This is a genomic window from Candidatus Omnitrophota bacterium (genome assembly GCA_028715415.1).
In the GTDB taxonomy this organism is placed as follows: domain Bacteria; phylum Omnitrophota; class Gorgyraeia; order Gygaellales; family Profunditerraquicolaceae; genus JAQURX01.
In genome coordinates this window covers 159,089-172,641 of record JAQURX010000001.1, presented here as the reverse complement: position 1 = coordinate 172,641, position 13,553 = coordinate 159,089, and the positions used below count along the sequence as shown (strand labels likewise).

General features: G+C 38.1%; 11 protein-coding genes and 1 tRNA gene. All 12 read right to left on the bottom strand.

Features of this window, described 5'->3' with window-relative positions; translation table 11 throughout:
- Positions 1-172: 172 nt before the first annotated feature.
- The 12 genes from PHO70_00785 to polX all read right to left on the bottom strand — a co-directional run bounded on the left by PHO70_00785 (position 173) and on the right by polX (position 13,553).
- Positions 173-1,585 carry an alginate export family protein gene (locus tag PHO70_00785; protein ID MDD5431514.1) on the bottom strand — a complete coding sequence of 471 codons (1,413 nt, stop codon included), beginning with the start codon at positions 1,583-1,585 and terminating at the stop codon, positions 173-175.
- A gap of 199 nt (positions 1,586-1,784) precedes the next feature.
- Positions 1,785-2,441, bottom strand: a complete 657-nt coding sequence (locus PHO70_00780; protein MDD5431513.1) for a histidinol phosphate phosphatase domain-containing protein — start codon at positions 2,439-2,441, stop codon at positions 1,785-1,787.
- Between the two features lie 164 nt (positions 2,442-2,605).
- Positions 2,606-2,679 (bottom strand) — tRNA-Arg (locus PHO70_00775).
- A gap of 8 nt (positions 2,680-2,687) precedes the next feature.
- Entirely contained in the window at positions 2,688-3,221 is a 534-nt protein-coding gene (locus PHO70_00770) for an adenine phosphoribosyltransferase (GenBank protein MDD5431512.1), read from the bottom strand.
- A gap of 22 nt (positions 3,222-3,243) precedes the next feature.
- Positions 3,244-4,059, bottom strand: a complete 816-nt coding sequence (locus PHO70_00765) for a sigma-70 family RNA polymerase sigma factor (protein MDD5431511.1) — start codon at positions 4,057-4,059, stop codon at positions 3,244-3,246.
- Between the two features lie 86 nt (positions 4,060-4,145).
- Positions 4,146-6,896 carry a pyruvate, phosphate dikinase gene (gene ppdK, locus PHO70_00760; protein ID MDD5431510.1) on the bottom strand — a complete coding sequence of 917 codons (2,751 nt, stop codon included), beginning with the start codon at positions 6,894-6,896 and terminating at the stop codon, positions 4,146-4,148.
- A 20-nt stretch (positions 6,897-6,916) separates the two neighbouring features.
- Positions 6,917-8,209: a glycine--tRNA ligase gene (locus PHO70_00755; GenBank protein MDD5431509.1), complete on the bottom strand. Its 1,293-nt coding sequence runs from the start codon at positions 8,207-8,209 to the stop codon at positions 6,917-6,919.
- A 114-nt stretch (positions 8,210-8,323) separates the two neighbouring features.
- Positions 8,324-9,043 (bottom strand): hypothetical protein, encoded by a 720-nt coding sequence (locus tag PHO70_00750; protein MDD5431508.1) that lies wholly within the window; start codon positions 9,041-9,043, stop codon positions 8,324-8,326.
- A 14-nt stretch (positions 9,044-9,057) separates the two neighbouring features.
- The gene (gene panB, locus PHO70_00745; GenBank protein ID MDD5431507.1) at positions 9,058-9,888 is read right to left on the bottom strand and encodes a 3-methyl-2-oxobutanoate hydroxymethyltransferase; all 831 of its coding nucleotides are present in this window, start codon (positions 9,886-9,888) and stop codon (positions 9,058-9,060) included.
- 13 nt (positions 9,889-9,901) lie between these two features.
- Positions 9,902-10,873, bottom strand: coding sequence for a magnesium/cobalt transporter CorA (gene corA / locus PHO70_00740; GenBank protein MDD5431506.1), 972 nt, complete (start codon positions 10,871-10,873; stop codon positions 9,902-9,904).
- A 9-nt stretch (positions 10,874-10,882) separates the two neighbouring features.
- Complete coding sequence (locus PHO70_00735; protein ID MDD5431505.1) at positions 10,883-11,839, bottom strand: FAD:protein FMN transferase; 957 nt, start codon at positions 11,837-11,839, stop codon at positions 10,883-10,885.
- Between the two features lie 7 nt (positions 11,840-11,846).
- Entirely contained in the window at positions 11,847-13,553 is a 1,707-nt protein-coding gene (polX, locus tag PHO70_00730; protein MDD5431504.1) for a DNA polymerase/3'-5' exonuclease PolX, read from the bottom strand.

The window sequence follows — 13,553 nt, the reverse complement described above, 5'->3', positions numbered from 1 at the left end:
GATTTAAGTCACAAGACACAAGAACACAAGTAAAAATTGAAACTTGTGACTGATAGCTTGTGCCCTATAGTATTATTAAAGAGGTTTACTAGACTTTGGCCTAAAAAATCTTTTAAAAAAAACCCTCGGGAGATTGCTCTCCCGAGGGCAAGTTACTTCTACATAAGTACTATTAGAATGTAACCTTCATGGAACCGATTACTTCAGTAGCTGCGCTGTCGTTTCCTTTAGCAAAGGAAGCTCCAGGGAAGAACATGCCACCCATCAACGCTAACTGAACATCTTCAGTATAATCGTAGGTCGCGGTTAAATCAATTTCCTGGCCTGCGAAACGTCTCTGAGTCATTATAAGGTTGGCACCTGAATCTCTTGCTGTTGCGGTTATAGTTGCTCCATCGTGGTAAGGCTTTGCCCAAATAAATGCATAATATTCACCTTTTAAGGTGATATCATCCATTGGTTTGGCAGTTGCAACACCACCGATGATATGAGCATTTGTCTGATTGAACAGAGCATTAGCAATATCACCGTATTTCTGATTCTCGTACATTGGATCCCAACCTCTATATGCTCCTCTGGCGGTTGTATAAGTATTATTTTCATGATCCCCGCTGAAATAAGCATACAAAAGGCTTGTAGATGGGGTGTATTTTACTTTTTTCCAATCATAGGTCAAAGCAGTTTCAATTGCCCATGCTTTGCGTGCTACGGTATGATTAGGAGGCGTAGCAGCAGCTTGAGGAACATATCTACCAAACTGATATGCACCTTCTAACTGATAAGTCATGTTATCCATTGGTTGAGTAGAAACACGAGCACCAATTACGTGCACGGTATCTTCTACTTTTTTACCAAAAACACCAGTAGTAGCAGCAGTAACAGATCTACCATTCTCTCTTCCAGTTTGCTTTAAGAACCAATAACCTTCAATAATGTTGTTCTTTAACATTTTGAAGTTACCGGCTTTGTAATTTGCATTGACACCATAAAGCATTACATCATCAGCAGTATAAAGATCATTATTTCTAACCTGAGCTACGATACCATCAATAACCAAAGGATCATAATTCAATGTAGCGCGGATAGCATCAAATGCTTTACGTGCGCTTAAATCCTTATCTCTTCTGTTTTGCCCAAAGGGGCTTGCAGTTGAGGCATTATTGTTAGTATCAACATCGCCAACGATCATATCATTACCAAAATGCAATTCCTGACGACCTACTGTAAATGTTAAAGGAGAATAAAGGAATTCCTTTAAAGTTACATAGGCTAAGTCAAGTGCTACATCAGTATTTGCGTTGTTTGTACCAACGTTATCAATTTCATTACCCCAATATCTTTCATTGAGCAATCTTACTGTGGTAGTTACATTGTCAGTAAGGTCAGCATCAACTCTAACGCGGGTAATGGTTGCCATTGCGTTTTCATTTTGAAAATCTTTGTTACCTTTAGTCTGTAAGTTGCGGCTAATACCGTATGCGGTAATATCTCCGCTAACTTTAACATTCTGAACCTCTGCATATGCGCCAGCAGTAATGCCGACCACAAATACGAGAGCCAGAATTAATATTAAGCGTTTACTCATTTTGCTTAACCTCCTTTAAGAAAATATGAAAAAATATATTCAACTAGGCGTTAAAAAAATATTCCTAGATAATTACTATATATGTATATCACTGGATTTTCTATGGCTTTAGACTTGATTTTTTTCAACCTCCTTTCCGTCTATAATTAAAACCATCTCCAGTGGTATGGCCACAGTTATATTTTTTTTAACACATAACTCATTTATTGTCAAGAACTTTTTTCAAAAACCCCTCTACATCCTTATATATACTAGAGATTTGAGTATTAGATAACCCTAATCTACGGCCGACTTCCTTAGTCTCCTCAATTGAGATAATATCTTGCGGCTGATGGCTATCGTGATTAAGGATTAATTTTGCGCCTAACTCTAAAGCAAGCTTAGCTACGTGTTGATTAGTGTTGCTATGCCCCTTACGCGTAGTAATCTCAAGAAAAATATTCTTACTCCTAGCAAACATTACCTCATCTTTGGTAATTAAACCCGGATGCGCTAAGATATCAATACCAGCCTTTAAAGCAGCAATATTTGTCCCCTTTATCACGGGTTCGGCCGAAGTTTCACCATGAGCAACGATAATTTTAATTCCTTTTTTCCTTGCAAGCTGGACTAACGGCTTAAATTGGTCTAAAGGCAAATGAGTAAATTCAACACCGGGAAAAACTTTAATTGGAGATTTCTTAGGCCAGTGTTTAGTAAACTGCAGAATTGATTTAATGACAAATTCAAAATTACTGTAATCAACATGGTCGGTAATGGCAATAGCTTTATAGCCTAACGCAGCATACCGAACAGCTATTTCTGATGGAAGCAAATCTCCGTCACTTAATAATGAATGTGTATGTAAGTTATACATGTTAAATCCTATTGGGGCACAAGTCACCAGTCACAAGTTTCAGGCTTCAAGTTGCAGGTTTTACTTGTGCTCTTGTGTCTTGTGCTCTTTATAATACATGCCCCTGGCAGGAATTGAGCACATAAATATTTGTTTAGCGAAATGCCTGCCAGCTGTATAAAACGTGCCCCTGGCAGGAATCGAACCTGCCGCACGCAGTTTAGGAAACTGCTGCTCTATCCTTATGAGCTACAGGGGCAAATATAATTAATGTCCGGGAAATTTTATCAAAGAATGTACCGGATAATTCTTTAGCTTATTCTTTCCGCCTAAATCAAACAACTCAACCAAGAACACAATACCTGAAATTTTTGCTCTTTTCTGCTCTACTAATTCTGTTACTGCCTTTACAGTGCCTCCAGTAGCCAAGAGATCATCTACAATTAATACTTTATCTCCAGGATTTAAGGCATCTTGATGTATTTCCAAAGTATCAGTACCATACTCCAAATCGTAAGTAACAGAATCTGTTTTCCAGGGAAGCTTGCCTTTTTTCCGCACGGGAATAAATCCAACCCCAAGCTTATGCGCAATTGCACCTCCAAGTATAAAACCTCGCGCCTCAACCGCAACAACAGCATCAATTTTTTTACCTTTATATTTCTCAGCCATTTTATCTACGGCTTCCTTAAAAGCTTTTTTATTTTGAATCAAAGTAGAAATATCGCGAAATAAAATCCCCGGTTTGGGAAAGTCGGGGATATTTCTGATAAATGATTCCAATTTAAGTTTATTCTTCATTAAACACTTCCCTCCTGCTTTTTTATTTCTGAGCCTCCTGCGTTTTTACAAATTTCCTTAATTTTTTCAAAGCCAACTCTTCAATCTGCCGCACTCTTTCGCGGGAAACTCCGAGTTTTTTAGCCACTTCGGCTAAAGTATGAGGCTTACTATCAATTAAACCAAAACGCATATCTAAAACACTTCGCTCTCTTTCAGACATTATTTCTAAAATGCTGCTCAATCTTTCTTTATCAAACATTTTTTCAATTCCAGCATCAGGGGCAACAGCATCTGTATCTTCAATTAAATCAGAAACCTGGCTTTCATTATCTTCCCCAATAGGAGCATCCAGAGAAGAAGTTGTACTTGCAATCCAGAAATTTATTTGCTCTACTTTGTCTTTTGACAGCTTAAGACGCTTTGCAATTTCTTCATCGCTTGGAATTGCTTTATTTTTTTGCGCAAGGTGTTCTTTTTTCTTACGCCATTTAGCAATCAAATCATTCATATAAACCGGGACACGAATCATCTTGCCTTGCTCGGCAATTGAACGCGTAATCCCCTGCTTTATCCACCAAGCAGCATAAGTTGAAAAACGAAAACCTTTCTTAGCATCAAACCTATCTACCGCTTTCATTAACCCCAAATTACCTTCTTCAATTAAATCCAATAAAGGAATACCCAAATGCATATACCGTTTAGCGATATTAATCACAAGCCTAAGATTCGCACGAATCATCGCTTTGCGAGCGTGCTCATCGCCTTTTTTTATCTTTTTACTCAAATCAACTTCTTCGCTTGCAGATAATAAAGGTATATTCCTAATATCTTTTAAATAAGTTTTTAAGGCTTCCATAGTTTAACGGATTTCAGGTTACAAGTTTCAAGTTGCAAGTTTCAGGCAAGACTTGAAACCTGAAACCTGCAACATGAAACTTAAGGTTATTTTTTCTTCTTCGTTTTCGTTTTATTCTTTAACGCTGCCTGTGCTGCTGCTAACTTCGCAATTGGGACTCTAAACGGTGAACAACTAACATAATTCATCCCTACATTATGGCAAAATTCAACCGTACGAGGGTCTCCACCATGTTCGCCGCAGATACCAATTTCAAGGTCTTTACGTGTCTTGCGTCCTCTTTCAATTGCTATTTTGATTAACTCGCCAATACCTTTCTGATCAACAGTTTGGAATGGATCGTCGGCTAATATGCCTTTTTTCAAATAATCAGGTAAGAAACCGCCGATATCATCCCTTGAGAAACCAAATCCCATCTGAGTAAGATCATTAGTACCAAATGAGAAAAATTGAGCAACGACTGCTAACTCATTCGCAACTAAAGCAGCTCGAGGAATCTCTATCATTGTACCGAACATATGCTTTACCTGCTTAAGTCCGTATTTTTTTAAAACATCTTCATATATTTTTTTGGCAATAGCCATCTGGTCATCAAGCTCTTTTACATCGCAGACAACCGGAATCATGATTTCCGGATAAGGCTTTTTGCCTTCTTTAATAAGCTCTGCTGCGGACTCAAGGATCGCCTGAATCTGCATAGCGCTTACTTCAGGGTAAGTAACCCCTAAACGAACACCGCGATGGCCCATCATCGGGTTAGATTCATGTAAATTATCTGCTCGTTTAGAAAGCTCTTCCATAGAAATATTTAAATCCTTGGCTAGTTCCTGAAGCTTTGCTTCTTCGCGAGGAACAAACTCATGTAATGGAGGATCCAGTAAACGTATAACTACTGGAAACCCGTCCATTGCCTCTAAGGTACCCTTAATATCTTTTTTTACATAAGGGAATAACTCACTAACCGCCTTTTTCCTCTCTTCTTCAGTCTTTGAAACTATCATCTTACGTAAAACAAAAAGTGGTTCATCTGAACCTTTGCCATAGAACATATGTTCAGTCCTGAACAACCCGATACCTTCAGCGCCAAACTGACGAGCTTTTATTGCGTCTTCAGGTGTTTCTGCGTTAGTACGAATTCCTAATTTCTTAACTTGCCCACACATATTTAAGAAAGTGGTCAATAACACATTTTCTTCGGTAGCATCCATCATCGGAAGTTTTCCAGCATAAACATTCCCTTTTGTGCCATTTAAAGTCAACCATTCGCCTTCCTTTAGAACCTTACTATCAACACGAAGCTCTCTTTTTTCATAATCAATATGTAATCCTGCGCATCCAACAATACAGCATTTTCCCCAGCCACGGGCAACTAACGCTGCGTGGGAAGTCATGCCGCCTCTGGCAGTTAAAATTGCCTCAGCTGCGCGCATCCCGTCAACATCTTCAGGATTTGTTTCTTCGCGCAAAAGAATTACTTTTTTACCTTGCTTCTTCCACTCAACAGCTTCCGCAGCGCTAAAAACAATCTGTCCGCATGCGCCACCTGGGCCTGCAGGCAAACCTTTTGCTACTGGCTTGTTAACCGCCTCTGCTTTTGGATCAATTATTGGATGCAATAATTCATCTAACTGAGCAGGAGTAACTCTCGTTATCGCTTCTTCTTTTGTAATAAACTTTTCCTTTACCATATCAACTGCCATACGCACTGCTGCCGGGCCGTTACGCTTACCTACACGGCACTGCAACATAAATAACCTGCCTTTTTCAATGGTAAATTCAATATCCTGCATATCGCGATAATGCTTTTCAAGGCGGTTACGATACCCTACCAATTCCTTATAAAGGCTTGGCATGCCTTTTTCCAAAGTCAAAAGATTCTTATTATGTTCCGAAGTAGAATATGAATTAAGAGGCGCTGGCGTACGAATACCGGCAACCACATCCTCACCTTGTGCATTAATTAAATACTCTCCATAGAAGTTATTCTCTCCGTTGCCGGGATTTCGCGAAAAAGCAACACCCGTTGCCGAATCATCTCCCATATTTCCAAAAACCATGGTCTGAACATTAACCGCTGTTCCCCATTCATCGGGGATATTTTCAATGCGGCGGTAACTAATTGCACGCTTGCCATTCCAAGAAGAAAATACAGCGCCAATCCCACCCCAAAGCTGTTGCATAGGATCATCTGGAAAATCTTTACCTAAAACTTCTTTAACTTTCAACTTAAAGTTAGCAGTTAATTTTTTAAGGTCATCCACAGTTAAATCGGTATCGCTCTTATATCCTTTTTCTTTCTTTACAGCATCCATAATCCTTTCTAATTGCTTACGGATACCCTGCTCTTCCTTTGGCTCGATACCTGCAGCTTTTTCCATAACTACGTCGGAATACATCATAATCAAACGCCTGTAAGCGTCATAAACAAAACGCGCATTCCCACCTGCCTGCTTTATTAAGCCAGGGATAGTTTTTTCAGTTAACCCGACATTTAAAACCGTTTCCATCATACCGGGCATTGATTTTCTTGCGCCGGAACGAACAGAAACAAGCAAGGGGTTTGCTGGGTCGCCGAATTTTCTACCCATTAATTTTTCAACTTTCTCTAATGCTTTTTCAACTTCTTCTTTTAAGCCCTTAGGATAAGTCTTTTTATTTTTATAATAAAAAACACAAACTTCAGTAGTAATTGAGAATCCCGGAGGAACAGGTAATTTCAAGTCTTTATTTCCTGCCATCTCTGCAAGGTTGGCGCCTTTGCCACCCAAGAGATTTTTCATACTCTCATTACCATCAGCCTTGCCGCCTCCAAAAGAATAAACATTTTTTGTTGCCATTTCTTTTAAAACCCTCCTCGCTAGTTAGTTAACTTCTCTCCCAGATACTCTTTCAATTTATCAACCCCAATACGCTCTTGCAACATCGTATCACGATCACGAACCGTTACCTGCTTATCTTCTAAAGATTGTACATCAACTGTTACACAATAAAGCGTCCCTACTTCATCTTGCCTTCTGTAAAGCTTGCCGATTGCTCCAGTATCATCATACACCGTAACAAAGCTCTTTTTCAAATCCTTAGATATCTTCCTTGCTAATTCTACAATTTCAGGACGATTTCTTAACAAAGGCAAGACTGCAATCTTTGTAGGAGCAAGGTCCTTATGAAGTTTTAACACCACTCTAGTATCATCTTTAACCTTTTCTTCGCGGAAAGAATCCACTAAGAAGGCTAAAACACTCCTATCCACTCCACCAGAAGGCTCAATTATATAAGGATAGTATTTTTCTTTTGCCGCATCATCAAAAAACTTTAATTCTTTACCGCTTGTCTGCGAATGCTGCTTTAAATCAAAATCAGTCCGGTTAGCAATCCCTTCCAATTCCGACCAACCAAAAGGAAAGCTATATTCTATGTCTGTACAAGCCAAAGCATAATGCGCAAGTTCATCCTTTCCATGCTGACGGCGCCTAATCTTTTCCTTATCTAGCCCTAAAGCAAGATACCAGGCAAAACGATACTCAATCCATTCCTCGTACTTCTTCTGGGCATCCTCTGGCTTAACAAAATATTCTATCTCCATTTGTTCAAATTCTCGCGTGCGGAAAGTAAAGTTCCCGGGGGTAATTTCGTTACGGAAGGATTTACCTATCTGAGCCAAACCAAAAGGCAATTTTGGGTGCCTTGAATCAAGTATGTTTAAAAAATTAACAAACATACCTTGTGCTGTTTCCGGCCTTAGATAAATTAGATTTTCGTCAGCTTCTATAGGGCCCTGATGCGTTTTAAACATAAGATTAAAAGGCCTTGAATCAGTCAATTCTCCGCCGCACTCAGGGCATTTCTTCTTATCTTTTAAATCTTCGGTTTTAAAACGCTTTTTGCAGGTTTTGCAATCACTCTTTAAGTCAAAAAAGTTTTGCACATGCCCACTTGCTTCCCAGACCTTTGGATGCATAAGAATCGCAGCATCCATTCCCAAGATATCATCTCTTTCGTAAACACAGGAACGCCACCAGGCACGCTTAAGATTATTCTTTAACTCGACACCATAAGGGCCATAATCCCAAGTATTGGAAAGCCCACCGTAGATATCGGATGATTGAAATATAAAACCTCTGCGCTTACACAAAGATACAATTTTATCCATCAAATTAACTTCCATGAAACAAAAAACCTCCAACCCTTTCCACTACATAATGATTTGTACCGGAATAAATAGATTATTATTATTAGCGCAGATTGAATAAAAAGTCAAGCTAATTCAATCTGCTTCCCTTACGCTGGAGACTATTGTCAAAACCTTTTCCAGGTCAAGCTTTGCACCTATGTCTTTTATGTAAACTTTAAAATAAGCTCCGTTATCATCAAAGAAATTGCAATCAAAATAATTATTAACCGGGCCTATATTATAATTAATAAAACCTCTTTTATCTTCTATTACGAAACGCTTCATCAGCACCGTCTTCTGATTACCGACATCCGGGGTGAAAATCCCTTTCATAATTACAAAAAATGCATCTACAAGATTATTCACCTCAGGCAATTTAGCATTCATTAGCCTCTCAATATATACTTGATCGTTATTAATGCCTGCTTTTCTTAACTGGGGAAACAAATTTATAAAATAATCCTTATTTTCATGAAGAATATAAATTGAAGCTGACTTTTGCCAACGAGGATGCTTTTTATATGAAAGCCGTTTAATCTTTTCTTGTATAACATTGAAATTCTTTGGCGCAAAGATTTCCATCTTGGCGAATCTAAAAGGACGCAATTGATCATAGTATTCCTTATTAATGGAACCGCGGATTACATTGCCATCCGGAGCCCTGCATAAAATAGGGATTTGTTCACAATCCCCAATACCGCTTCGAATATAGGCCCGTAACACCTCCGGGCCAGCAAATCTTGCAACAAACAATACGCCAAGAACGATAAAGATAATAGCAACGATAACCTTAAATGTTGTTTTCTTTTTCATAACTCAAGCAAACACTACTGAATTTTTTTTAATTCTTCCTCTTTAATGGTAAAACTGTGCTCTGATTGGGGAAATTTTTCTTCCAACACTTCTCTCTTATAAGTTTCAAAAGCTTCTGTTATTAGGGGAGAAAGATTAACGTACTTCTTGACAAATTTAGGAGTAAAGCGGTCAAACAATCCTAAAAGATCATTTACTACCAAAACTTGACCATCGCAATATTTGCCTGCGCCAATCCCGATTGTGGGTATTTTTAACTTATTCGTAATAAGCTCTGCAATCTTATCCGGAACGCATTCAAGGACGATAGAAAAACAACCTACCTTTTCTAATCCCACTGCCTGCTCAATCAATCTCTTGGCAGCCTCGGCATCTTTACCTTGGACTTTAAAACCACCTATTTTATCTACAGTCTGAGGAGTTAAGCCAATATGGCCCATGACAGGAATACCTGACTTAACTATTCCCTGCGCAACCTCAATACATTTATCAAACCATTCTAATTTTATGGCGTCGCATTTTGCCTCATTTATAAACCTAGCGGCATTCTTCATAGATTCCTGAGGATTTACCTGATAAGAATCAAACGGCATATCACCTATAACAAGAGATTGCTTTACGGCACGCGTTACAGCTTTAGCATGATGCAACATTTCATTCATGCCAACTTTAGTAGTTGAATCCAAGCCCAAAACAACATTTGCCACTGAGTCCCCAACCAAAATAATATCAATCCCAGCCCTATCTTCCAATAAAGCTAAGGGATAATCATAAGCAGTAAGCATAGTAATTTTTCTCTTGCCTTTTAACGATAAAATATCATTTACCGAAATCTTTTTTTCCATAAGTTTTACCTCTTTAAATCCATTTTCTCTTTTTAAAATAAAATATCATTGACCCACCTATTAGCACCATAATCCCGATTACCATAGGATACCCATATTTACTAGAAAGCTCCGGCATATGCTTAAAATTCATCCCATAGATGCTTGCAACAAGGGTAAGAGGCATAGCAATTGTCGCAATAACTGTCAGAGTCTTCATAATTTCATTTAGCCTGTTGGACACTACTGAAACATACGCTTCCATAGCTCCTGTAACAACATCTCTTGAAGTTCCTACAATATCATTAAGACGCACAAGATTATCATAAATATTCCTATAATAAACAGCACTTGCCGGAGAAATAAATGGGAATTCACTACGGGTTATTAAATTAATTACATCAGCCTGTGGGCCGATAGTCCTGCGTAAATACATAATTTCATTTTTAAGCATGTAAATTTTCCTAAGCGTTTCATTGGTTGGGTCTTTAAATAATTCATCACTCATTTCGTCAACCATATTATCAAACTCGTTTACAATAGGGAAATAACTATCAACCATACAATCTAATATCGCATAGAGAAAAAAATCACCGTTATTTCTTATAATTGGAGAATTTTTTCTTAATCGGTCTTTAATCGTAGCCAATGGGACAATACCATTATTATGAACCGTAACAAGGAAATTCTTCCCTAAGCAACAATCCAATTCAGCAGTATTAATTCTTCCGCGCGCTCTATCATGCGATTCCATAGAAAACATGATAAGAAAGAAATAATCCTTAAAGTTTTCAATCTTAGGCCTTGCATTGGTCATAATAAAATCTTCTATGGTAAGAGGGTGGAGATTAAAAGTCTCAGTAAGTATGTCAATATCCTCATCGTCAATATCCTTCATATCAACCCAAATAAAACTATTTTCATCTTTAACAGCGTCCTTGATTTCTTCGCGGCTAACATCCATCTTTAGCCCATTCTGACGATGATACACAAATGTCTCATACATAATAATTCCTCACTCTCTTTTATTTATGTTTTTCTCTGTAATCCTCGCTGAAACTCCAGGAAACTTTTTTACTAACAGCTGGCCTTTATCTTTTCCTAAAACAAATACCGCTGTTGACAAGGCATCAGCAGTTAACCCAGAAGGAGCAATAATTGTTGCTGAAATAACCCCTAAATCAGCCGGATAACCTGACTTAGGATTAAATATATGCGAATATCGCTTCTTGCCAACTTCAAAGAATTGTTCATAATCACCCGAAGTAGCAACAGACTTATCTTCAATTTCTAGGATTTCAGAAGATTTACTATTCTTATCATCGCGAACAACAATACGCCAAGGCTTTCCAAATCTCTTTCCTAAACAATAAACTTGCCCGCCGATGTTAATTAAACAACTATTAATTCCTGCTTCTTTTAACTTATTAACAGCGCAATCCAAAGCATAGCCTTTGGCAATACCGCCTAAATCAATTTTCATCCCTGAAAGTTTAAATTTTACCACATTAACAGAATCATTCAATTCAATTTTATCTGATCCGACTAATTTTAAAGTATCTGTAATCCGGAACCTCTTCGGGAGGATGTATTTCTTATGAGTAAAACCCCATAAATCAGAAAGAGGAGCAGTTGTGATATCAAAAGCTCCATTACTTAAAATATAGAATTCTTTGGATTTCTTAAGTATATAAAATGTCTCTGGACTTACTTTCAGCTCAGAGGCTCTGTTTAAAATCGATACTTCGCTATTCGGTTTATATTTACTTAATAGATCTTCAACTCTTTTTATTTCCGCAAATACAACCCTAGAGGCATCTTTTTCAGGAGAAACTACCTCCACGAAGGTGCCCATCATTATCTGCGTATCTTTGTAAAGAGGCTTATTATGACAACCGTTTAAAACTAGTAAGAACAAAACGAGAAACACAAGTTTTACTTGTGCCTTGCGCTCTTGAATCTTATGCCCCATAGCTATTCTATTTCTTTACTAACTTTAACAGCTTTTCAAGCGGCAAAGTATTTACTACATCCTCTTTAGACAGCCAGGCTCTTCTTGCTACGGCAACGCCAAATTGCATCGCAGAAAGCTGATCGCAGGCATGAGAGTCGGTATCAATTGCGATTTTGACCCCTATTTCTTTTGCCATCCGGCAACCACTATCATTCAAATCCAGGCGCTGAGGAAAAGCATTTATCTCCAAAGCAGTATTTGTCTGTTTGGCTACTTTCAATATCTCCTCTAAATCTATTGGATATGCTTCACGCACTCCCCAAAGCCTTCCGGTAGGATGCGCAATTATGTGGACATATTTATTTTTGCAAGCACTCACTATCCTTTTGGTTAACTGGGCTTGTGTTTGCTTAAACCCCGTATGTATCGCTCCAATTACTATTTCAAATTCTTTTAATATACTATCGGGATAATCAAGCTTTCCCTGAGAATCAATATCAACTTCTGTGCCAAATAAAATTCTAAAACCATTTAAATTTTTATTTATTCTCTCAATTTCCTCTTTTTTCTTCTTTACATCAGCGATACTTAACCCCCGGGCAACCTTTAAACTTTGAGAGTGATCCGTTATTGCCATATAAGAATACCCGAGCTTTCTAGCAGCTTGCGCCATCTCTTCAATAGAATTTAATCCATCAGACCAGCTTGAATGCGAGTGCAAATCGCCTTTTATGTCTTTTTGCTCAATTAGTTTTGGTAACTTATTCTCGCGGGCAAACTCAATTTCCCCTGTATTCTCCCTTAATTCAGGCTCAATATATGATAAATCCAAAAGTTTAAAGATCTCTTCTTCTGTTTTCCCGCCTATAAACTTATCTTTCTTAAATACCCCATATTCATTTATCTTTAAACCCTTTTTTATAGCCAACTGGCGGAGCTTAATATTAAAGCTCTTTGACCCGGTAAAATATAAAAGGGCTGCGCCAAAAGATTTATTCTCAACAACCCGGCAATCTACCTGCACGTCGTCTTTAGTGCGAATTGATGCCTTTGTATCTCCAAAAGCCTGGATATCCCTGACTGATGGGATCTTTACAAAAGAATCCATAACTTTCTTTGGATTATCTGAGATTACAAGGATATCAATATCTCGGATTGTTTCTTTTTTACGGCGCAAAGACCCGGCTACTGATATGCTTTTAACCTGCGACAAGTTTTTCAGTTCCTTTACAAACTCATTGCCAACCACCATTGCCTCGGCAAGCGTTAACCTTTCTCTGCCTCTTTTTAATATTTCAATTCCTTTAACAATATTTTCAACAGTCTTATCTTTAATCCCAAAAATACCCTTTAATCTCCCTTTTCTTATCGCATTTTCCAAATCAGAAATACTTTTTATCTTTAACTTCTCATACAAGAGCTTTGCAGTCTTAGGGCCTACCGAAGGGATATTTAATAAATCAAGCAATCCTTCAGGAATGCTCTTTTTCAAATCCTCGAGCATCTTGATTTTACCCGTCTGAGCATACTCTTTAATCCGATCTGAAAGATCTTTCCCGATACCAGCAATATCAGTTAGCCTATCCTGTTTGATAAAATTTTCTATATTGGGAATGCTTTCTATAGTTTGCGCTGCTCTTTGATAGGCGCGAATACGGAAAACATTCTCTCCTTTAATCTCTAAAATATCGGCAATATCATGGAAAATCTGAGCAATCTCTAAATTAAGCAT

What these genes read in the sequence shown, in the direction of transcription:
- PHO70_00755 (MDD5431509.1), bottom strand. Translation starts at nt 8,209, where the DNA reads ATGGATAAAATTGTATCTTTGTGTAAGCGCAGAGGTTTTATATTTCAA.
- PHO70_00735 (MDD5431505.1), bottom strand. Translation starts at nt 11,839, where the DNA reads ATGGGGCATAAGATTCAAGAGCGCAAGGCACAAGTAAAACTTGTGTTT.
- PHO70_00770 (MDD5431512.1), bottom strand. Translation starts at nt 3,221, where the DNA reads ATGAAGAATAAACTTAAATTGGAATCATTTATCAGAAATATCCCCGAC.
- corA (MDD5431506.1), bottom strand. Translation starts at nt 10,873, where the DNA reads ATGTATGAGACATTTGTGTATCATCGTCAGAATGGGCTAAAGATGGAT.
- PHO70_00750 (MDD5431508.1), bottom strand. Translation starts at nt 9,043, where the DNA reads ATGAAAAAGAAAACAACATTTAAGGTTATCGTTGCTATTATCTTTATC.
- PHO70_00765 (MDD5431511.1), bottom strand. Translation starts at nt 4,059, where the DNA reads ATGGAAGCCTTAAAAACTTATTTAAAAGATATTAGGAATATACCTTTA.
- PHO70_00780 (MDD5431513.1), bottom strand. Translation starts at nt 2,441, where the DNA reads ATGTATAACTTACATACACATTCATTATTAAGTGACGGAGATTTGCTT.
- panB (MDD5431507.1), bottom strand. Translation starts at nt 9,888, where the DNA reads ATGGAAAAAAAGATTTCGGTAAATGATATTTTATCGTTAAAAGGCAAG.
- ppdK (MDD5431510.1), bottom strand. Translation starts at nt 6,896, where the DNA reads ATGGCAACAAAAAATGTTTATTCTTTTGGAGGCGGCAAGGCTGATGGT.
- PHO70_00785 (MDD5431514.1), bottom strand. Translation starts at nt 1,585, where the DNA reads ATGAGTAAACGCTTAATATTAATTCTGGCTCTCGTATTTGTGGTCGGC.
- polX (MDD5431504.1), bottom strand. Translation starts at nt 13,553, where the DNA reads ATGCTTAATTTAGAGATTGCTCAGATTTTCCATGATATTGCCGATATT.